Genomic DNA, 19,604 nt, shown 5'->3' on the forward strand with positions numbered 1-19,604 from the left:
CTATTTTTCGATTTTCATTGCTGTTACACAAACAGTCAGGACAGGGCGAACCTTTTTGAAACCTACACGAACATGGGTAAAACCTGCCGACTTTAATTCATCTGAAATGACTTTCGCAAGCCTGTGGGTTTTATCTGAATCCGCATCATCCTCACGGGGCTGAACGGTAATGGCGACCTTTCCTCCTGTTTTCAACAGGGCATACATCTTTCCCAACGAACGTTTCCGCTTTTCCCACAATGGATAGTTATTGACAGAATATATCTTATCGTATATTTGATTCGTATTAAATCTTGCTATATCTTTTTTAAAAAGCTTTACTTTACCTTCTTGAATATATTTTTCGTTCCTCTTTTTCGCTTCTTCATACATGGTGGATGAAATATCGACACCATGTACATGGATATTAAGCTTTTCTTTACACAGCGTCTGAATGCAATGTCCCGGCCCATATCCTATTTCTAAAATGCAATCACCATTCTGGGCACCTAATTTGGATAGTGTCCAATGATTGATTTTTCTATTGTCGAATGCCATGATCTTTCCGGCGATCCGGCCAAGGAATCCTTTGGGTTTTTCAAATTGTTCACTGAATATAGCTGACAAATCGATCTCCTCCTAGACGAGGTATACTTTACATATACACTTTTTCGTAAGAGGATAAACATTTTATACATTTTTTAAGTTCACTCTGAGGAGGGGAGCGCTCCGGAACCTCGCACATTCAGCTCCAACCAATAGTTGAAAATTGAAAAAAAGCCAAATCAAAACGATTCAGCTTTTTTAATAGTCCTTCCAAACGATTTCTCCTGATTGGGAGCTGTTATCAATTTCAACTTCAAAATCATGCTTTTCATAAAAATGAATGAGACGATCGACGTGGTCCCAATCTCTCTTGGCAATATCACCAGTGATGACGGGAATATTCTGGTCTCGCGCAATTTCTTTTAGGTGTTTCATGCAGATGGAACCGTAGCCTTTATTGGCTGGACCTTTAATATCGCCGATGTGAATCGTTTCTTCTTCGGAAAAAGTTGCATGAATCGAGAAATCCCAAACGCCGTCAAACCTGGTTTCACAATCGTTTACCATTACTTTGCACTGATTCCCATCATTTTGCGCATAGACTATGACCCAATTGTCTTCTTTCGTTTGATCGATGCCAAGGACATCCCATTTTTTTGCGATTTCCTTCATGCTTTGCTGCATTCTGAACATCTGTATTTCAAGCTGATCGATTTCTTCCTTAAGCTCTGATTTTGATTTTTCCTGTTGATCTACAAGCGCTTCAGCGAAAATGGACATGTATATGTCACCTTCCTTGGGCATGTTTGTTATTGTATAATCTATCCGTTCATACTTTTCACACAGTGAACCATTTTACTAAAAAATATCGTAAGCTTCAACTGAATAATAATCGAGCGATGGTCTCGTGTGAATAAATATGCAAGAAAAACATTTATTTCAACCTTTTTCGCTTGGTCAGTGAATAAAAAAACATCCTGTGAAATTAAATTACATATAGATTGGAGAGTTTTACAACATGCAGACATTATGCATCATCCCATCAGGCAAGCCGAAGATTTGGGACCGAACACCAGGGGCAGGTCCAGTGCCGGCACATGACGCCTATGTAGGAACCTTGCATTCATTATGTCAAAAATATGCAAGAACTCACTTTGAGCAGTGGATTATTCTTTCCCCAAAGTACGGATTTTTGCTTCCGGGTGAACTCGTTCCTTCTACATATGATTTATCATTTTCGAGGAGAGGGGATCAGGAATATACCATTTCCATTGAGGAGCTAAATGCACAGGCAACGGAGAAGTACTTGGATGCATTTCCGGAAATCGTGATGCTCGGTGGAAAGAAGTTCAAACCGATAATCGAGACATGTTTTCCGACTGCCGTACATTTCCATTACCCCTTATTTGGCACAAGAGGAATTGGGGATATGCAGGCTATGCTGAAGGATGCCTTGTTAAATAATGAAAAGCTCCATGAATGAGAATGGAAACATTTGGGTGCGCAGCTTGAATTTGGATTGCGGGAGGGGAGTGTGCCCGGATTATTTGCAATGACCTGTACTTTTCTTGCTTGTGATGAATATGTTTGAATTAGGCAGTCTAGCCAGGCTGCTCAAATTAAACATCGTGGCGAGAGGGGAAGAGGGATATGTCGGATTCAACTTTGATTATTGTCGCTTTAGCCGGTGTTTGTTTGCTATTATTCTTAGTCATACGTACAAAATTACATGCCTTTGTTGCACTTATGCTCGTAAGTTTATTAGTGGGGATAGCTGCAGATATGCCGCTCTCTGGTGTCCTGGCTTCCATCCAAAATGGGATGGGGGGAACGCTCGGGTTTGTGGCAGTGGTTGTCGGATTGGGAGCCATGCTAGGCAGGATGCTGGAAGTTTCAGGTGGAGCTGAACGGCTTGCGCAATCGTTAATCGACAAATTTGGCGAGAACCGCGCACAATGGGCCTTGGGGATTGCTGGTTTTATCGTGGCTGTACCGGTCTTTTTTGATGTAGGATTCATTATTCTCGTGCCGATAATCTACGGATTGGCCCGGAAAACAGGAAAATCACTTTTGTATTATGGAATCCCACTTTTGGCAGGTCTTGCAGTAGCTCACAGCTTCATCCCGCCGACCCCTGGTCCGATTGCGGTTGCCAACCTTATCGGAGCAGACCTTGGGTGGGTCATCTTATTTGGGGTGATTGCAGGTATTCCAGCCATGATCATTGCGGGACCGTTGTTTGGAAAATATATTTCGGAAAAAATCAAGGCAGACATTCCTGAATACATCAAAGTCGAACAAAGCTACAAGCATCCGCTGCCAAGCTTCCGTCTTGTTGCCGGCTTGGTGTTTACCCCGATCATTTTGATTTTGTTGAATACCGTCTCCGGAGTGCTATTGGATAAAGGCAATGGATGGAGAGAGTTTTTAACCTTTCTTGGCCATCCCTTTGTCGCATTGACCATTACGGTTTTGCTTGCCTTCTATTATTTAGGCTCAAAAAGAGGCTATTCAAGGTCCGAAGTCCAGGAAATTGCTACCAAAGCGCTCGAGCCAGCAGGAATCATTATTCTTGTCACCGGTGCAGGTGGTGTGTTTAAACAAGTATTGATCGATTCAGGTGTCGGCCAGGTGATCGGCGACATGATGGGAAATTCAGGACTGCCGCCGATCGTACTTGCATTTTTGATTGCTTCCGTCGTTCGGGTGGCGCAGGGATCGGCGACGGTTGCCATGGTAACTTCCGCCGGTTTGATAGCCCCGCTGATTTCCAGTCTAGGATTGGAGGGGCCGGTCCTTGGTCTGATCGTTATTGCGATTGCCTCAGGTGCAACCATTCTTTCCCATGTGAATGATTCTGGATTCTGGCTGGTCAACCGCTATTTTGGCATGGACGTGAAGGATACCCTGAAATCATGGACCGTAATGGAGACGTTGATTGCGGTTGTTGGCTTTGCAGTTGTCTTTGTTCTAGGTCTGTTTATCGCTTAAAAAGATATATAAGAAATGGCTGCCTGCAGGAAGGGCAGTCATTTTTGATATCGTTTGCAACCGACTACAAAAAATCAAGTCTGATAAGATCGACATTTTTCCAGGAGCACATAACCATGAAAGCAGCTTATAGATATGTTTCCAATATTCTAACAAGGTGCCAATCCAAGCGTTTTATGTTATAGTACATAGGTGTAAATATTAGAAGAACTCTGCCTTCTATGGCAGGAGAGGTTCGTGAACTCCCTCTATAAAAAACTAAGGAAAAACGATATCTCCTTAGATATGGTTTTTTTACATTTCTTTTAATCAATAGAGTTGTTCTAAGAATCTCTTTCTTCTTCACAATAGTTATGGAGGAGATCGAGGATGATGAAAAAAGGAAAAGCAATTGTAGTATTCAGTGGAGGACAAGATAGTACGACTTGCCTCTTTTGGGCTCTTCAAAGATTTGAGGAAGTCATTGCAGTAACATTTGATTATGGACAGCGTCATAACTTGGAGCTTCAATGTGCAAGCGAAATTGCCAAGGATTTAAATATAGAACATCACGTTTTGGATATGTCCCTTCTGAACCAGCTTGCCCCAAATGCCTTAACAAGAAAGGATATGGAAATCAAGCAGGATGAAGGGGAGCTGCCGACAACATTTGTCGATGGACGGAATCTATTATTTCTTTCGTTTGCTGCTGTTTTGGCAAAGCAAAAAGGGGCGAAGCATATCGTAACGGGTGTCTGTGAAACAGACTTCAGCGGGTATCCTGATTGCCGCGATGTATTCGTAAAATCTTTAAATGTAACGCTGAATCTGGCTATGGATTATGAATTTGTAATTGATACACCGCTAATGTGGCTGGACAAAGCTGAAACATGGCAGCTTTCCGATCAATTGGATGCTTTTGACTATGTGCGTGAAAATACATTAACGTGCTATAACGGAATTAAAGGGGACGGCTGCGGAGAATGTCCAGCTTGCCACTTAAGAAAAAGAGGCCTTGATCAATACCTAGCTGCAAAAGAAGGGGGAATGGATTCATGATCCAACAGATTTATCCTTCCGTCGACCATGGCTTCTCATTTGAATTAAACAAGGATTTTCAATTTGCTGCTGCACACTATATTCCAGATGAACGTGCAGGAAAGTGCCATCAAGTGCATGGGCACACTTACTTTGCAAATGTGACTATCGTGGGGGATCAGTTGGATGATACTGGTTTCCTGGTTAATTTCCAACAGATAAAAAAACTGATTCATGATCGATTCGATCATACACTTCTCAATGATGACAGCCTATTCTCGGATGAAGCCCCCGAACAATATCCGACGACAGAAATAGTGGCACAATCCATCTTTGAAGTGATCCAAAATCATTTGGATGAGCTGGAGAATAAGCCGCGTTGTGTACAGGTTTTCCTCAGGGAAACACCTACCAGCTATGTTGTTTACCGGCCAAAAAGAGGTGGGAAGAATGAATAAATTCCCTGTGCTCGAAGTTTTCGGCCCTACCGTCCAAGGGGAAGGAATGGTAGTCGGCCAAAAAACGATGTTCGTGCGGACTGCAGGATGCGATTATTCCTGTTCATGGTGTGACTCCGCATTTACATGGGATGGTTCTGCCAAAGATGAAATCAAAATGATGACGGCAGAGGAAATATTTCATCAGCTGAAAATGATTGGAGAAGACCGCTTCTCCCATGTAACGATTTCCGGGGGAAACCCTGCCTTATTGAAGAACCTTCATGAACTTGTAGGTTTGCTGCATGAAAACGGAATAGAAGTTGCGTTGGAAACCCAAGGAAGCAAGTGGCAGGATTGGTTCCTCCATATTGACGACCTGACCATTTCTCCTAAACCACCAAGTTCTTTGATGAAAACCGACTTTCACATCCTAAGCGAAATCATTTCCCGTTTACAGGAAAATCGAAGCAATTTCAGTCTAAAAGTGGTCATCTTCAATGAAGAAGATTTTGTTTATGCAAAAGATGTGCATAAGCGTTATCCTGATGTTCCCTTTTATTTGCAAGCTGGTAATGATTTACTTGCGGAAGATGACGACGGAAAGCTGCTTCAGCATCTGGTCAAAAGATATGAATGGCTTATCGAACAAACGATGGGCAGCAGCGACTTGAACAATGTACGTGTATTGCCGCAGCTTCATACGTATGTATGGGGAAATAAAAAAGGGGTTTGACACCTCATGGACTCAGGCTGTCATGAAATTCATGGCAGCCTTTTTTATGTTTCAATCTCATGATAATTTAATGCTGGTTTATTTTTCATTAAAAATAGGGAAACTGCATTTGTAAGGGGAATTAATGAATGATAAATTGCTCCTGTGGAGGTGGGGGATGAACAGCGTAAATTTATTAAAAGAGATGGGTCTCCGTTTTTTTACTTTGAGAGTATATGATTTATCTGCTCAAATGGCCTATTATTTTTTACTTTCCGTGTTTCCATTTCTGCTCCTCATTTATTCCCTTGTCGGTTATATCCCGATTCAAGAAAATGCGATTCTTGAGATGATTAAACCGTATGCACCTGAAAGCACCTATCGCCTGATAAACGATACTTTGGCATATACAGTGACGGAACATAAAGGCAATCTATTATCATTGAGCCTGTTTTTTACGTTATGGTTATCCTCAATGGGCTTCCAAAGCATGAAAAGAGTCTTGAATGAGGCGTATGGCATCAAAGGGAAGCATCATTTTCTGAAAGAGGTATTGGAAGGACTCATCATGACGGTCGGGTTTATGTTTGCCATCTTAATATCTGTTTTTGTCCCTGTCATTGAACGCCTTTTGCGCCACACGCTTAATGAAGCCATTCCGATGGAGCAATTTTATAAGCTTCAATTGATCGTCCAATGGGGAATGGGAAGTCTCTTTTTATTATTGTTTTTTCTAATCCTCTTTTATTTTTCTCCAAACATAAAGCTGGAATGGAGCACGGTCATTCCGGGGGCGGTGTTCTCTACTATATGCTGGCAGCTTGTATCATTGGGTTTTGCCGCATATGTAAAGGAAAATAATTACTCTGTTTTGTATGGACAAGTAGGAAGCATCGTCGTTTTGATGCTGTGGTTTTATCTGTCTGCCATGATCATCATCCTTGGGGGAATATTGAATGCAATCATTTCAACCGGAGCGGATTAGAGGAAATTTTACCGGAAAATAAGCTTCAAATTCGGAAAGCAAAACATACTTTACCATAGATGTTTATCTTGGTAAGGGAGGAAAATGATAAATGAACAACCACCCGATGCAGTTTCCGAACTATAGTGTGCACCCACACTATTGGCCTTATTCCGGTGTTGAAGCTAATGGCAATTTCGATGTTAGGGATTTAGAAGAACAGATATACCGTCCGGATGATGCAGAAGATGCACCCCCTGGACCTCCACCGGCTCAGGTTCCACAGGTGCCCGCTCAATTTAAGTCAGGACAGCAGCAATCAGATCAGCTGAGAAGATGGATGTGTAATTGTCTGGGGCAGTGGGGATACATGGGATTGCGCCGCCCGGGAAGGGATTTTTGGTTCTACCCGACAGAAATCCGCAAGAACGGCGTATCCGGATATACATGGAACCGTGGACGCAGGCAAAAGGTCAGTTATCGATATAATCAAATCCGGAATTTCATGTGCTTTGGTTGAAAAAGAAAAACAGCCCCCCAATGGTTCGTTGAAACGAACCACTGGGAGGCTTGTATTTTATAATCTTTTAAGGGATATGGCACTTCTCATTTTCTTGAGTGCTTGCTTTCCTTCACTTTGTCTCTTGGTCATGATATTTACATAAAGTGCATCGATCAAGGTAAGCTGCGCGATCCTTGAAGATAGTGCTTCGGATCGGTAATCTGTTTCATCCGAAACCGTATATAATGGGATGTCCACACTTTTGCTTAAAGGGGATTTTCCATAATTGGTTATTCCGATTGTTGTCGCACCTGCGTCTTTTGCTATTTTCAATACCTCGAGAATATCAGTCGTCGACCCGGAGTGGGAGATGAAAACGGCGCAATCATTTTTTGTGAGCTGTGAGGCTGTCATCAATTGAATGTGGCTGTCATTCGACGCATACACGGTAAGCCCGGTTCGGATGAATTTATGATAAGCGTCCATGGCGATGATCCCAGAACCGCCATTGCCAAAAAAATCAATCCTATTAGCGGAACAAATCATATTCACCGCAGACTCTAAAGCGCTTTCATTTGTGATATGCAGAGTATCCTCTATCGTCTTCATGTTCGATCGAAACACTTTTTCGGTAATCGTCTGAACTGTGTCCTCTTCAGTTATTGTCTCATGTATATCCTTGATGGGGGTGACGATTTCTGAAGCGAGGGCAATCTTCATTGCTTGATACCCCTTAAAACCGATCCGTTTACAGAAACGGAAGACAGTCGAATCGGCAACACCAAGATCCTCTGCCAGCTGATTGATTGTACTATGGATGATTTTATCAGGGTTCCCCAGTATATAATCAGCGATTTTCTTCTCTGTATCACTGAACTGAGAATAATGAGAACGAATGCTGGCTATACAATATTGTTGGTTCAAAATAATCCTCTCCTGTAAGGGCTTTCTATAAAATATTATACAGAAGATGAAGAAAAAGAAAAATATTTTTTTGAAAACGGTTGCAAAAGAAAAATATTTTTCTATAATAGAGTTAACAGAGAAAAAAATTCTTTTAAAAACATTAAATATTACTATAAAAATATGAAAATGATGATTTTTGAAAGGGCTTTCTCTAGAATGATAGAAAATTTTTTTCTTTTAAGTTAATAGAAACTAGATCGGGGGAAAAACGAAATGTCAGATTCTACATTAATTTTAGTAGCGTTAGCCGGAATTTTCTTATTATTATTTCTTGTCATGAAAACAAAGCTGCACGCATTTGTATCTTTGCTTTTAGTGAGCTTGCTGGTAGGTATTGGCGCAGGCATGCCGCTCGGCGATGTTGTGAAAACCATTGAGAAAGGAATGGGGGGAACACTCGGTTTCGTAGCAGTGGTCGTTGGTCTCGGGGCAATATTTGGCAGGATGCTTGAAGTATCTGGGGGAGCAGAAAGACTGGCTCAAACATTGATCGGGAAATTCGGTGAAAAAAATGCTCAATGGGCATTAGGGATTACTGGATTTTTAGTTGCAATTCCTGTATTCTTTGATGTTGGATTCATCATTCTTGTTCCGATTGTTTACGGATTGGCTAAGAAAACAGGTAAATCATTATTGTATTATGGAATTCCATTATTGGCTGGATTAGCGGTCACACACAGCTTCATTCCGCCAACTCCAGGGCCTATAGCCGTTGCAAATCTGATTGGCGCCGATTTGGGCTGGGTAATCCTATTCGGGGCGATTGCTGGGGTTCCAGCTATGATCTTGGCTGGCCCGGTTTTTGGTAAGTACATAGCCAAGAAGATTCATGCAGAAATGCCTGAATATATGAAAGAACATGCTAATACGGATAAAATCTATAGTAAAGATTTGCCGAGCTTTGCACTGGTTGCATCATTGATATCCATTCCACTAGTATTGATTTTATTGAATACATTTACTGGTGCAATACTTCCTGAAGGTAATAAAGTACGTACATTCTTTACCTTTTTAGGTCATCCATTCGTGGCATTGACAATCGCTACGATATCAACTTTCATTTTATTGGGAACGAAGCGCGGATATTCCCGTGACGATGTTCAAGAAATCGCAACAAAAGCACTCGAGCCAGCTGGAATCATTATTTTGGTCACTGGTGCCGGCGGTGTGTTCAAGCAAGTATTAATTGATTCAGGTGTTGGTGATGTTCTCGGAAACATGATGGCAGGTTCAAGCTTGCCGCCGATTTTGCTGGCTTTTATCATTGCAACGATTGTTCGGGTTGCCCAAGGGTCTGCGACAGTAGCGATGGTCACTGCAGCAGGATTGATATCACCGGTAATCAGCACTTTAGGGCTAGAAGGTCCAGTTCTTGGCCTGATTGTAATTGCGATTGCATCAGGTGCAACAATCTTCTCGCATGTAAATGACTCTGGTTTCTGGCTGGTCAACCGCTACTTCGGTCTTGATGTCAAAGATACATTGAAATCTTGGACAGTGATGGAATCGATAATCGCGGTGGTAGGATTCATCACCGTATTTGTAATCGGATTATTTATTGCATAATATAGACTAATAGAGGAATATGAAAGGAAGTGTGGCATCTTTGCCGCTCTTCCTTTCTTCAACTAGGAGGCAGTCAAATGAAAAACAATGTAAAACCTTATATGATCGGTGTCGATATCGGGACTACAAGTACAAAAGCGGTCCTATTTAAAAAAGACGGCAGTGCTCTGAGCAGACATGCAGTTGAATACCCCTTATTAACCCCTAATCCTGCGACTGCCGAACAAGATCCGGATGAAATATTCCGTGCGGTGCTGGCCTCGATTAAGGGCTGTATCGATGAAACGGGCATCAGACCTGAAGATATCGAGTTTGTGTCATTCAGTGCTGCGATGCACAGTTTGATTTTAGTGGACGAAAATGGTACTCCCCTTACGAAGTCAATAACTTGGGCAGATAATAGAAGTGCGGCCTGGGCTGAGAAATTAAAGAATGGCAATGGCCACGATATTTATTTGCGTACGGGTACTCCCATTCATCCGATGTCGCCATTGGTCAAGATTCTCTGGCTAAATGAAGAACATTCTGAATTGATTTCGAAGGCAGCCAAATATATTTCCATTAAGGAATATGTTTTTTATAAATTATTTGGTGTTTATGTTGTGGATCATTCCATTGCGTCAGCAACAGGGATGTTCAACTTAAACGAATTGGATTGGGACGAAGGGGCTCTCGCCTTGATCGATGTAACCAAAGATAAATTATCTGAACCTGTTTCGACAACATATGCTTTAGAAGGGCTCTCGGAGGAGCATGCATCACTTATGGGGTTGACACGCCGCGTTCCATTTATCGTGGGGGCGAGTGATGGCGTATTATCCAATCTGGGAGTGAACGCAATTGATCCTGGTGTTGTGGCTTTGACGATCGGGACAAGCGGTGCAATACGGACCGTCTCCGATCATCCTGTGACGGATCCTAAAGGCAGGATCTTTTGTTATGCGTTGACTGAGAATCATTGGGTAATCGGCGGACCTGTGAACAATGGAGGAATGATCTTCCGCTGGGCGAAGAATGAATTGGCAGCATCAGAGATTGAAACGGCAAAAAGACTTGGAGTCGATCCATACGATTTATTGACTGAAATGGCCGACAAAGTTGGACCAGGTTCCGAAGGCTTACTTTTCCACCCATATTTGGCTGGTGAAAGGGCACCTTTATGGAATGCAGATGCGCGAGGATCTTTCTTCGGCCTTGGCTTGCATCATAAGAAGGAACATATGGTCAGAGCAGTGTTGGAAGGAATAGTCATGAATTTATATACCGTTCTATTGGCACTCGGAGAGTTGGTCGGGGAACCGAAGCAGATTCAAGCAACCGGTGGCTTTGCAAGGTCACAAGTTTGGAGACAATTGCTTGCGGACGTTTTCGGACATGAAGTGACCGTACCGGAAAGCTTTGAAAGTTCATGCTTGGGAGCTGTTGTGCTGGGGATGTATGGTATGGGTGAAATAAAAGATTTTTCTGTGGTCAAAGAGATGGTTGGCTCAGTTCATTCACACAAGCCAAGTTCCGAAGCTGCTGAGATTTATGAGGAATTGATTCCGATGTTCATCAGGATTTCCCGATTATTGGAACAGGAATATAGCGAAATTGCGAAATTCCAGCATAAATATGTGACCAAATGATTCTGTTTCAGTTTGTAAGCTAAAGAGGTTTGACATAATTTATTCACTCCACTCTAGAGAAGAACAAAGTAAACAAAAAACATGTTGTTAGTTTCTATTACACCGCTGTCCCGCGCAAGACTTCGCTTTCCGCGGGCGGCCGGAGTCTTCGTCTTGCACTCCAATCAACAGCTGGAATATGCTAAAAACAACAAACACGCTTTAACATGAAGACCCGAACGAATGCGAAATCTAAGGGAAGATTTCGCATTATAGTTCGGGCTTTTCTTCGTCAAAAATACTTTTGTCCATCTTCTTTGTCATCTTTAGGTTTGGTTCAATTGGATGGCAATAAAGGGGGATCCCTACAGAGCAGCGACTTCAAATCCTTGACTTTGGAATGTATCTTTCAGCATTTTGGAAAATGATAAGGCATGGTTGCCATCGCTGTGAAGGCAAATAGTATTTCCTTTTAAAGGGATGACGCTGCCGTCTACGGTTTTCACGCGTTGATGAGTCATAATTTCCATAGATTGCTCTATGCATTGGTTAATATCGGTGATCATGGCACGTGGATGATTCCTGGGAGTCAATGTGCCATCGTGTTGGTATGTGCGGTCGGCAAAAATCTCATACCCGACTTGGAGACCGATTTTTTCCGCAGAGTGGGTCAGTTCACTTCCTGAGAGACCGTAAAGGATCAGTGATGAATCGAAATCATGGACCGCTTTCACGATTGCTTCTGCCAGAGTTCGATGCACTGCTGACATATTATATAGTGCACCGTGTGGCTTTACATGGTGTAATCTACGTCCGTACCTCCTTAAAAATGCTTCGAGGGCGCCGATTTGATACGTTGTGATACAATAGGCATCTTCTGGTGTGATTTCCATTTTTCTTCTTCCGAATCCGACAAGGTCGGGAAGGCCGGGATGTGCCCCGATCGCCACTTTGTTTTCTACTGCCAATGCAATGGTCTCAGCCATTACATTTGGATCGCCGGCATGGAATCCGCACGCAATATTGGCTGATGTTACATGCGGCATAATATCCCGGTCATTTCCTTGTTTATATTGGCCAAAACTTTCTCCTATATCACAATTGAGATCGATTTTCTTCGTCAAGTTTCCCACTCCTCATGATTTGGCGGTAACAGCAAAACTCAGCTGTGACATCAGTTTATTCTCTTCCTTAATTAATCTTTGCGCTTCTTTAACGGAAATGAACTCGAATGACAATGTGTCCCCAGGTTTTTTTTGGGCCAAAGCGTGCAAATCACGGCTGATGACCTGGGCTATTTTAGGATATCCTCCGGTCGTTTGACGATCGGCCATCAGTACAATTGGAGCACCTGATGGGGGGACCTGGATGCTTCCCATTGTGACGCCTTCCGTTAAAAGTTCATTTTTGCTTAATCTTGAAAGGTTTGGACCTTGCAGTCGTATGCCCATCCGGTCTGATTGGGGAAGGACAGTAAATTTCTCTTCGAAGAACCGGTGTCGGCTTTCTTCGGAAAACCAATTGTATTGCAATCCTTCATTGACGCGGATCGTTTTTTGTTCCAGATAAGTGAAAAGACTGGCTGATGCTTTCCAGCCGGAATGAATGCTGGATTTCAAATGGGTGGCCTTCAGTTCAATCACATCGCCCCTCTTGAATCTTCTTCCATTTAATCCTCCGCGCTGCATTTTCATGTCTGTAGAGCAGCTTCCCAGGAATGTTTCAGAGATGATGCCTCCTTTAACTGCAATATAAGCCCTTGCACCATTGGAGGCGTTGTTTAATTTTAATATATCACCTTGATTCACGTGTAGCGGACTCCCCATTTCCACTTTTTTGTCATTTAATAAGGGGTGGAAGTCGGCGCCGCATAAAGCGATAAGTGCGGATTGTCTGAATTGCAGGTGCGGTCCGGCAAGTGTGGCCTCAATGGTAGGTTCATCCACATCATTTTCAACAAGCACATTTGCAGCGGAGTGTGCGAATTTGTCCATTGCACCGCCGATCATTACACCCAAATTCTGATACCCTATACGCCCGAGATCCTGAATCGTTGTCAGCAGCCCTGGCTTAAGAACCAAAATCCCCATTTCAATCTTCCCCCCAATTAATAAATTCATTTTCAGATATAGGAAAAAACTGAACCTGATATCCGGGTTTCAATAAGGCAGGAGTTTCATTATTTGGGTTAAAGAGGTCTACTGGAGTGCGGCCGATAATTTGCCAGCCGCCAGGGCTGGAAACAGGGTATATTCCTGTCTGAATCCCAGCTATGCCGACAGATCCTTTTGGAATGGAGGTTCTCGGCGTGTTCTTTCTGGGCATGGCGATTTTTGGATCGACTTCCCCCATAAAAGGAAACCCTGGTGTGAATCCAAGGAAGTAAACCAAATATTTTTTTTGACAGTGCCTTTTGACGACTTCATCTACAGAAAGATTGTTATATTTCGCCACTTCTTCGAGGTCTTTTCCCCATTTCAAGTCATAGCAGACGGGGATTTTGATCAATTCCTTATTCAACTGAAGCTGTGAAGGATCATCTGTTAAAGCATCGGATACTTTAGTTCTCACAATTTCGAATGGATATTCGCCATCTACTTTCAGGGGATTATAATGGATGGTTAATGTACAAAAAGCAGGAACGACCTCTGTGATCGCTGGTATTTGTGCATCTATAATCTGCTCGGCAGCCCAATGGACAAGCCTATTGATCTCATTTGAAATTTCATTTGTAAAGGAAACGATCATTGCTTGATCTCCCAATGGAGCAATATAATAGAAAGAAGCCAATATCGAACGCCTCATTTCGCTAAATTTTCTGACAGTAATAGTGTTATCGTATCAAATTCACTAAGGACGTTCAATCCGTTATGCTGCAACTTGTAAACTATGATTCTCTGAATGTAGAAGGATTCCAGGATTATAGGTTGAATTCTATGAAAATATTTGATTCTCATGAAATTTTAATCTTGTTTTCATTGGATTTTCTTTTTAGTGTTTTATGATGACTATGGTGTTCAGTTAGGACAAGGATGGAAAACCCCTTTTTTATTAAGGATTGGATTGACTCTCAAGAAGACGCCGAGCAACCTTGCAGCCAACTCGGTGGATCTCTTTTGTGTTAATCTCGATAATACCCATTCTAAAGTTTCTGCTTTGGTTGATTAAGACAGGCTCTTATGGTGAGTCTGTCTCGATCAGCCTCTTTTTTTATTTGTTTATCAGGTGATTTTCATGTAATTTTAATGTTTATTTGTCAAAATGAAGATAATTATAGAAGGAGGCGCATGGATATGTTTTGGTTAAGACTCATTCCGATTGCATTCTTCGGTTTATCGGCTATTTCTTTAATTGCTTTTCAATCAGTTGAAATCATTCATGCTTTTACCGATTTAATTTTTCAAAAAAGTCGATTAAAATAGTAGGTAAGAGATTTATTTGTCTATAAAGCAGGTGTGTACAGAATGAAAAGAGTCTTAATAATAGAAGATGAAAAGAATTTGGCTAGGTTCATTGAGCTGGAACTTCAATACGAGGGTTATGAAACAATCGTTTGCAATGATGGCAGGGAAGGGCTGCAGCTGGCATTGGATCAGGAGTGGGATGTGATTCTGCTCGATTTAATGCTGCCCAGCTTGAACGGGATGGAGGTATGCAGAAGGATTCGCCATGCAAGACAAACTCCGATCATGATGATCACAGCACGTGACAGCGTAATGGATCGTGTTTCTGGATTGGATCATGGTGCTGATGATTATATCGTCAAACCATTTGCAATCGAGGAACTGCTGGCAAGGTTGAGATCGGTGTTCAGAAGAATGGAGACTGCGGCACCCCAAAAGCATTCCATCACGACTTACAGCTATCGGGATATTACATTGGAAAAAGAATCACGAATTGTAAAAAAAGGTGAAGAAGTGATCGACCTCACCAAAAGGGAATATGAATTGCTTCTCACGCTATTGGAAAATGAAAATATAGTCATGACCCGTGAAGCTTTGTTAAATAAAATTTGGGGCTATGAAACTGAGGTTGAAACGAATGTGGTGGATGTCTATATCCGTTATCTCAGAAATAAAATCGATGATCCCGACGAAGAGAGCTATATCCAGACCGTAAGGGGAACGGGTTATGTGATGAGGAAATGAATAAGTTCATGGAGTGGATCAATAATCGTTCCCTAAAGGTCAAATGGTCGATAGGAGCTAGCGCTGCCATCTTTTTCACTTTTTTTATTTTTAGTTTTTTTCAATATCATGTGATCAGCAATTGGCTTTTGAACGAAGAAGAAAACAATGTCCGCCAAGTTCTAGATGAATTGGCGATTTTTTATAAACAGCGTGGACCGAATATCACAATGTCTGATATTTATGACAGTGAAGATTTAATTAAACAAATCGTGGAGAAAAATCAGACCATCCGAATCACGGATACATCAGGGAAAGAGGTCTTTGTGGTTCAGAGTGATCAAGAGCCTTCTTATTATATTCCATTTCAGCCTGTAAACGAAAAAACAATCATGCAGCTTCAAACTAACGGGAAGAAATTATATGTAGGAAGGATGCCCATTGAATCAAGGCAATTCAATGGATATGTCGAGGTCATTTATCCATTGACAAGGTACCACCAAATGATGAGAAACTTATGGTTTGTCATGAGCATGTTCGGCTTGGGTGCTCTGGTGTTGAGTGCACTCTTCGGTTTCCTGATGGCCAAGAACTTCTTAAAGCCATTGCAGAGGCTGTCCAATACGATGAGGGCCATCCAGAGGAGGGGATTCCATCAAAGAATGGAATCGAGTCCGTCACAGGATGAAATTGGAGATCTCACCGTGATTTTTAATGAAATGATGGATAAGCTTGAAAAATCCTTTGCTCAGCAGAAACAGTTCGTCGAAGATGCATCCCATGAATTACGCACCCCGATTCAAATTATGGAAGGTCATCTTTCATTATTGAATAGATGGGGGAAAAAGGATCAATTGATATTGGATGAATCACTCTTGGCATCCCTCCAGGAGCTTGATCGAATCAAATACTTGGTACATGAGCTTCTGGAGTTATCCCGTGCCGAGCAAATTCAAAAAGGCGACGGGGAAGTGTCTGCGGATATTGTCGCTACAATTGAAAGAGTGCTGAAAAACTTTCAGCTGCTTCATAAGGAGTTTACTTTCATATTTGATACGAGAGGGAACTTGACGCATCAAGTGGGTATCAGCGAACATCATTTAGAACAGATTCTAATCATCTTATTGGATAATGCCGTAAAGTATTCCGATAAGGAAAAAGATATTTCCATTACGATTGAAGAGATAGAAGAGGATGTCAAGGTCGTTATTGAGGATCACGGGATTGGAATTCCAGAAGATCAGCTATCAAGTATCTTTCATCGGTTCTTCCGTGTGGACAAAGCGAGAAGCAGGGAAAAAGGAGGCAATGGATTGGGGCTCGCCATTGCGAAGCAAATTATTGAGGGATATGGGGGCTCCATTTCTGCTCAAAGCAAAGTGGGAAAAGGAACAAAAGTACAATTTATTTTGCCTTTCCGTCATGGCGGCCAGTGAGGATCATTTCTTCACTGGTTTTTCTTTGAGATTTTTTTGAACGGAGCGAATCTTCTTATTTGTCTTTTCTAATTTTTCTTCCACCTTTCTCGGCATCATGTTCAACTTCGGCCCTTGAGGTGGGGAAGTTGGAGCGGAATCCTCATCCTTTTCAGTCTTTCCTTCATAGCTTGTTCCGATATTTAATTTGCCTGTAAGCTCCTTTATGCCGAGCTGGCCAAAATTATTGCTGTATTGGAGCTGCTCCACAATTATTTTATCCACTTGGAGTGTTTCAATCTGAATGTTTGGCTGGTTAGGAAGCTTTTTAAGCGACTCCAGTGTTTGGTCGATATGTTCCTTCCATTGGCTTAAGGCAGTATATGATTCAGCAACATGATCCAGCTTCTTTTCCAGTTGTTTTATCTTTTTCTTCTTTCCCCAGGTAAACATCTCATGCCTCCTATGGCTCCTCCACCTCGTCGATCTGGATTGACATTTTATTTTGATGTCTTTGGAAAGGGCATTGAATGGTTAAAACGCCATTTTGAATGGAAGATTTGATGGAGTGGGCTTTCATTTCATAAGGCAAAAAAATTTTCTTTTCAAACGCTTTATTCAGCCTTTCCTTTTTGTGATATCGAATGGAAGGTTGGAAGTTTCTGAATGCACTTCTGATCAAAATATATTTCTCTTCATATGTGATTTCAATCTGATCTTTTTTCAGACCTGGGACTTCTACTTCAATGATGAAAAGATCATCCTTTTCATAAACATCACAGAGGGGAAACGTTGAATTCCCTTGAAAGACTTCTCTTTTTTGATCAGCTGATTGAGGAAAGGCTCCGAACAATTCATCACTGGCCGTACTTTGATCGAAAACTTGATGCCAGAAATTTTCTGATTGGTATTGTTTAGTCAAATCAAGCCACTGCTTGAGTTTTTCCATGTCCATATATTCAACTCCCTTAAAAGGTCCTTTACACTATTTTATTGGTAAAAAGAATACTTCATGATTCTTCAGCGGAATAAAATAAAATATTTCGGAGGGCGGGCGGTGATCCCCACGGAGTCTCGCAACTGCCGCTCCAATCAACATCGTATGATGAGTTATTTTAAAGAAAATCTGTTGACACACTCATCTTTAAAAAACAGCTTTTAAAAAAGAAAAACGCCTCAGACTTTTTCAGAGACGTCAACTTCAGTGAACTGCATATCTAGGCTTTTGGGAATCTTGATTTCCAAAATACCCTCTTTATATTGTGCATATGACCCTTTTTTCTTGACGAGGGAAGGCAAGGTGACCACATGGCGGTCCCCTAACTTTGGCATATTTTCGATGATTGCCTGATTGGAAGTATGGTATACCCGCATATGACTGATGCTTTCATCTTCCTTGACAGGAATGCGTACATAAACATCTTCGAACGTTTCGAAAACCTGGGCGTCGATGGATGACGATGCCTGTGGCCTTTGCTCTTTTTGCTGCTGAAAGAATGGATTCATTTGCTTCATCAAATCATCGGGATTGAACATGGACTGCATTTGGCCAGGGAATAGTTTGGACATCATCCCTTCCACATATCCCTCGACTTCTTCCGGTTTCATCTGCTTCATTACATTTTTCGTGTCTTTATTGAATGGAAACATCATATTCCATGGAAACATAGTTGGTCATCCTTTCCTAAAAACAACAATTAACCAGAAACAAGCCTTTCTTAAACAAATATCCAAAATCAAATTTGGGACGTAATCGGTGCCGATGGGTTTGCAATTTGGTCCTGCTGGCTAAAGTTTGTATCAATATAGTTGTTTCCAACTATCGCTCCAACTGCGGATAAGTCACCGAATCCAAATGTTGCCCCGATCCATTTAGAGTTGGCGGTATGGCTGTTATGAACAGTTGCACCTAAATTTATGTTCGCATTATTGGCCAATCCATTGGTTTTAATATTAAATACATTTATTTGAAATGGCATGGTCCTCCCCCTTTAGAGCGACCTTAATTACATTTGGCTGGAAATGACAGGTGAAGGGTTGGCGATATCGCCTTGATCGTTTAAATCAGGATCGATATAGACATTCTCCATCGCTGAATTTGTAGCAGCAAAATCCCCATAGGCTGAATTTTGTCCTTGCGATTTAGAGTTTGCTGTAGGAGCGTTGTGGAGGGCTTCACCGATATTGATAGAGCCGTTGTTGGAGACGCTGTTCACTTTCAGGCTGAAGATGTTGATCACTGTCTGCATCCACACACATCCTTTTCTCATGATGGTGTATTCTATGCAGATACATGCCCATACGTTCGTTGAAAACAAGTAGGGAAGATCTATAAAATATATGACTGGGGATTTTTGTTTGCAAAAGGTGGAAAAGGGTAGACTTTAAAGTAAAGAAAAAATTGTCAGTTGCGTCTATTCGAAAAATAAAGAAAATAAGACAATATTCGAAAAAAAAGTTGGTTTTTTAAGGCAATAGTAGTAAGATGGTTAATGAAAAAAATAGCTAGTTTCCTAGTGTCGATAGAAGGTGGAACAGAAAGAAGAAAAACGAATGAATTGTTATTTCAGAATAATCGATGATTTCAGCAGCTTTTTTCTTCGTCTATGAAGAAAAACTGGCATCAAAACGCTGAATGACGGTTCAAACTTTTTGTATAAAAATTTGTTTTAAGCCTTTATCTTGACGCTTTAGAGTGATAAAATACATGTGAAAGCGTTTTTATTTCTACATTGAAATAATAATTACATAAACATCTATTCATTATTAATG

At 41.6% G+C, this 19,604-nt stretch carries 23 protein-coding genes and 1 riboswitch; of the genes, 12 read left to right on the top strand and 11 right to left on the bottom strand.

The annotated features are described in order from the left end of the window. The gene (locus tag D9X91_RS10075) at positions 1–606 is read right to left on the bottom strand and encodes an SAM-dependent methyltransferase (protein ID WP_121680494.1); all 606 of its coding nucleotides are present in this window, start codon (positions 604–606) and stop codon (positions 1–3) included. A gap of 177 nt (positions 607–783) precedes the next feature. Beyond that, a complete protein-coding gene (locus D9X91_RS10080) occupies positions 784–1,305 on the bottom strand; it encodes a GNAT family protein (RefSeq protein ID WP_121680495.1) in 522 nt (173 codons plus the stop codon). Positions 1,306–1,543: 238 nt separating this feature from the next. Here D9X91_RS10080 and D9X91_RS10085 point away from each other — a divergent pair, with 238 nt between their 5' ends. The 7 genes from D9X91_RS10085 (at position 1,544) to D9X91_RS10115 (ending at position 7,169) form a co-directional block, all read left to right on the top strand. Continuing rightward, complete coding sequence (locus D9X91_RS10085; RefSeq protein ID WP_121680496.1) at positions 1,544–2,008, top strand: DUF6884 domain-containing protein; 465 nt, start codon at positions 1,544–1,546, stop codon at positions 2,006–2,008. A gap of 167 nt (positions 2,009–2,175) precedes the next feature. Next, positions 2,176–3,516, top strand: coding sequence for a GntT/GntP/DsdX family permease (locus D9X91_RS10090; RefSeq protein ID WP_121680497.1), 1,341 nt, complete (start codon positions 2,176–2,178; stop codon positions 3,514–3,516). Between the two features lie 224 nt (positions 3,517–3,740). Then, positions 3,741–3,784: riboswitch (PreQ1 riboswitch) on the top strand. A 104-nt stretch (positions 3,785–3,888) separates the two neighbouring features. Further along, entirely contained in the window at positions 3,889–4,554 is a 666-nt protein-coding gene (gene queC, locus D9X91_RS10095) for a 7-cyano-7-deazaguanine synthase QueC (protein ID WP_121680676.1), read from the top strand. Then, positions 4,551–4,991: a 6-carboxytetrahydropterin synthase QueD gene (gene queD, locus D9X91_RS10100; RefSeq protein WP_121680498.1), complete on the top strand. Its 441-nt coding sequence runs from the start codon at positions 4,551–4,553 to the stop codon at positions 4,989–4,991. Before queC ends, queD begins: the two co-directional genes overlap by 4 nt. Beyond that, positions 4,984–5,706 (top strand): 7-carboxy-7-deazaguanine synthase QueE, encoded by a 723-nt coding sequence (queE, locus tag D9X91_RS10105; protein ID WP_121680499.1) that lies wholly within the window; start codon positions 4,984–4,986, stop codon positions 5,704–5,706. The genes queD and queE overlap by 8 nt, the downstream gene beginning before the upstream one ends. Before the next feature lie 157 nt (positions 5,707–5,863). Next, positions 5,864–6,670 carry a YihY/virulence factor BrkB family protein gene (locus D9X91_RS10110; protein ID WP_158598277.1) on the top strand — a complete coding sequence of 269 codons (807 nt, stop codon included), beginning with the start codon at positions 5,864–5,866 and terminating at the stop codon, positions 6,668–6,670. A gap of 91 nt (positions 6,671–6,761) precedes the next feature. Then, the gene (locus D9X91_RS10115) at positions 6,762–7,169 is read left to right on the top strand and encodes a hypothetical protein (RefSeq protein ID WP_121680501.1); all 408 of its coding nucleotides are present in this window, start codon (positions 6,762–6,764) and stop codon (positions 7,167–7,169) included. A gap of 57 nt (positions 7,170–7,226) precedes the next feature. Here D9X91_RS10115 and D9X91_RS10120 read toward each other — a convergent pair whose 3' ends face one another. Beyond that, on the bottom strand, positions 7,227–8,078 hold the full coding sequence (locus D9X91_RS10120) for a MurR/RpiR family transcriptional regulator (protein WP_199738099.1): 852 nt from the start codon (positions 8,076–8,078) through the stop codon (positions 7,227–7,229). 252 nt (positions 8,079–8,330) lie between these two features. Between D9X91_RS10120 and D9X91_RS10125 the strand changes: the two genes are divergently transcribed. Both D9X91_RS10125 and gntK read left to right on the top strand, forming a co-directional pair. After that, on the top strand, positions 8,331–9,683 hold the full coding sequence (locus tag D9X91_RS10125) for a GntP family permease (protein ID WP_121680503.1): 1,353 nt from the start codon (positions 8,331–8,333) through the stop codon (positions 9,681–9,683). A gap of 101 nt (positions 9,684–9,784) precedes the next feature. Beyond that, the gene (gntK, locus tag D9X91_RS10130) at positions 9,785–11,311 is read left to right on the top strand and encodes a gluconokinase (RefSeq protein ID WP_121680677.1); all 1,527 of its coding nucleotides are present in this window, start codon (positions 9,785–9,787) and stop codon (positions 11,309–11,311) included. A 344-nt stretch (positions 11,312–11,655) separates the two neighbouring features. Here gntK and D9X91_RS10135 read toward each other — a convergent pair whose 3' ends face one another. Genes D9X91_RS10135 through pxpB form a run of 3 tightly spaced genes read right to left on the bottom strand, consistent with a single transcriptional unit; the run spans position 11,656 to position 14,080 of the window. Beyond that, positions 11,656–12,414 carry a LamB/YcsF family protein gene (locus D9X91_RS10135; RefSeq protein ID WP_121680504.1) on the bottom strand — a complete coding sequence of 253 codons (759 nt, stop codon included), beginning with the start codon at positions 12,412–12,414 and terminating at the stop codon, positions 11,656–11,658. Positions 12,415–12,426: 12 nt separating this feature from the next. Next, positions 12,427–13,380: a 5-oxoprolinase subunit C family protein gene (locus D9X91_RS10140; RefSeq protein WP_158598278.1), complete on the bottom strand. Its 954-nt coding sequence runs from the start codon at positions 13,378–13,380 to the stop codon at positions 12,427–12,429. A gap of 1 nt (position 13,381) precedes the next feature. Beyond that, entirely contained in the window at positions 13,382–14,080 is a 699-nt protein-coding gene (gene pxpB, locus D9X91_RS10145; protein WP_158598279.1) for a 5-oxoprolinase subunit PxpB, read from the bottom strand. Positions 14,081–14,583: 503 nt separating this feature from the next. Here pxpB and D9X91_RS23040 point away from each other — a divergent pair. The 3 genes from D9X91_RS23040 to D9X91_RS10155 are packed head-to-tail and all read left to right on the top strand — an operon-like array spanning position 14,584 to position 16,853. Further along, positions 14,584–14,712, top strand: a complete 129-nt coding sequence (locus D9X91_RS23040; protein ID WP_267900809.1) for a hypothetical protein — start codon at positions 14,584–14,586, stop codon at positions 14,710–14,712. Positions 14,713–14,754: 42 nt separating this feature from the next. After that, complete coding sequence (locus D9X91_RS10150) at positions 14,755–15,438, top strand: response regulator transcription factor (RefSeq protein WP_121680507.1); 684 nt, start codon at positions 14,755–14,757, stop codon at positions 15,436–15,438. Next, positions 15,435–16,853 (top strand): HAMP domain-containing sensor histidine kinase, encoded by a 1,419-nt coding sequence (locus D9X91_RS10155; protein WP_121680508.1) that lies wholly within the window; start codon positions 15,435–15,437, stop codon positions 16,851–16,853. Before D9X91_RS10150 ends, D9X91_RS10155 begins: the two co-directional genes overlap by 4 nt. A 3-nt stretch (positions 16,854–16,856) precedes the next feature. On the opposite strand, the gene D9X91_RS10160 is transcribed toward D9X91_RS10155, so the two are convergent. From D9X91_RS10160 to D9X91_RS10180, 5 genes are all read right to left on the bottom strand, one after another. Beyond that, positions 16,857–17,285, bottom strand: coding sequence for a hypothetical protein (locus tag D9X91_RS10160; RefSeq protein ID WP_121680509.1), 429 nt, complete (start codon positions 17,283–17,285; stop codon positions 16,857–16,859). Between the two features lie 10 nt (positions 17,286–17,295). Further along, positions 17,296–17,787, bottom strand: coding sequence for an Hsp20/alpha crystallin family protein (locus D9X91_RS10165; protein WP_121680510.1), 492 nt, complete (start codon positions 17,785–17,787; stop codon positions 17,296–17,298). A 221-nt stretch (positions 17,788–18,008) separates the two neighbouring features. Further along, a complete protein-coding gene (locus tag D9X91_RS10170; protein ID WP_121680511.1) occupies positions 18,009–18,500 on the bottom strand; it encodes an Hsp20/alpha crystallin family protein in 492 nt (163 codons plus the stop codon). Positions 18,501–18,568: 68 nt separating this feature from the next. Further along, the gene (locus D9X91_RS10175; RefSeq protein WP_121680512.1) at positions 18,569–18,811 is read right to left on the bottom strand and encodes a spore germination protein; all 243 of its coding nucleotides are present in this window, start codon (positions 18,809–18,811) and stop codon (positions 18,569–18,571) included. A 27-nt stretch (positions 18,812–18,838) separates the two neighbouring features. Then, the gene (locus D9X91_RS10180; protein WP_121680513.1) at positions 18,839–19,081 is read right to left on the bottom strand and encodes a spore germination protein; all 243 of its coding nucleotides are present in this window, start codon (positions 19,079–19,081) and stop codon (positions 18,839–18,841) included. Positions 19,082–19,604 lie beyond the last annotated feature (523 nt).

The organism is Falsibacillus albus (genome assembly GCF_003668575.1).
Lineage (GTDB): Bacteria > Bacillota > Bacilli > Bacillales > DSM-25281 > Falsibacillus > Falsibacillus albus.

Bases quoted from the DNA above. Each gene is read 5' to 3' on its own strand.
- D9X91_RS10080 (WP_121680495.1), bottom strand. From the start codon at position 1,305: ATGTCCATTTTCGCTGAAGCGCTTGTAGATCAACAGGAAAAATCAAAA.
- D9X91_RS10085 (WP_121680496.1), top strand. From the start codon at position 1,544: ATGCAGACATTATGCATCATCCCATCAGGCAAGCCGAAGATTTGGGAC.
- D9X91_RS10090 (WP_121680497.1), top strand. From the start codon at position 2,176: ATGTCGGATTCAACTTTGATTATTGTCGCTTTAGCCGGTGTTTGTTTG.
- queC (WP_121680676.1), top strand. From the start codon at position 3,889: ATGAAAAAAGGAAAAGCAATTGTAGTATTCAGTGGAGGACAAGATAGT.
- queD (WP_121680498.1), top strand. From the start codon at position 4,551: ATGATCCAACAGATTTATCCTTCCGTCGACCATGGCTTCTCATTTGAA.
- queE (WP_121680499.1), top strand. From the start codon at position 4,984: ATGAATAAATTCCCTGTGCTCGAAGTTTTCGGCCCTACCGTCCAAGGG.
- D9X91_RS10110 (WP_158598277.1), top strand. From the start codon at position 5,864: ATGAACAGCGTAAATTTATTAAAAGAGATGGGTCTCCGTTTTTTTACT.
- D9X91_RS10115 (WP_121680501.1), top strand. From the start codon at position 6,762: ATGAACAACCACCCGATGCAGTTTCCGAACTATAGTGTGCACCCACAC.
- D9X91_RS10125 (WP_121680503.1), top strand. From the start codon at position 8,331: ATGTCAGATTCTACATTAATTTTAGTAGCGTTAGCCGGAATTTTCTTA.
- gntK (WP_121680677.1), top strand. From the start codon at position 9,785: ATGATCGGTGTCGATATCGGGACTACAAGTACAAAAGCGGTCCTATTT.
- D9X91_RS10140 (WP_158598278.1), bottom strand. From the start codon at position 13,380: ATGGGGATTTTGGTTCTTAAGCCAGGGCTGCTGACAACGATTCAGGAT.
- D9X91_RS23040 (WP_267900809.1), top strand. From the start codon at position 14,584: ATGTTTTGGTTAAGACTCATTCCGATTGCATTCTTCGGTTTATCGGCT.
- D9X91_RS10150 (WP_121680507.1), top strand. From the start codon at position 14,755: ATGAAAAGAGTCTTAATAATAGAAGATGAAAAGAATTTGGCTAGGTTC.
- D9X91_RS10155 (WP_121680508.1), top strand. From the start codon at position 15,435: ATGAATAAGTTCATGGAGTGGATCAATAATCGTTCCCTAAAGGTCAAA.
- D9X91_RS10160 (WP_121680509.1), bottom strand. From the start codon at position 17,285: ATGTTTACCTGGGGAAAGAAGAAAAAGATAAAACAACTGGAAAAGAAG.
- D9X91_RS10165 (WP_121680510.1), bottom strand. From the start codon at position 17,787: ATGGACATGGAAAAACTCAAGCAGTGGCTTGATTTGACTAAACAATAC.
- D9X91_RS10170 (WP_121680511.1), bottom strand. From the start codon at position 18,500: ATGTTTCCATGGAATATGATGTTTCCATTCAATAAAGACACGAAAAAT.
- D9X91_RS10175 (WP_121680512.1), bottom strand. From the start codon at position 18,811: ATGCCATTTCAAATAAATGTATTTAATATTAAAACCAATGGATTGGCC.
- D9X91_RS10180 (WP_121680513.1), bottom strand. From the start codon at position 19,081: ATGCAGACAGTGATCAACATCTTCAGCCTGAAAGTGAACAGCGTCTCC.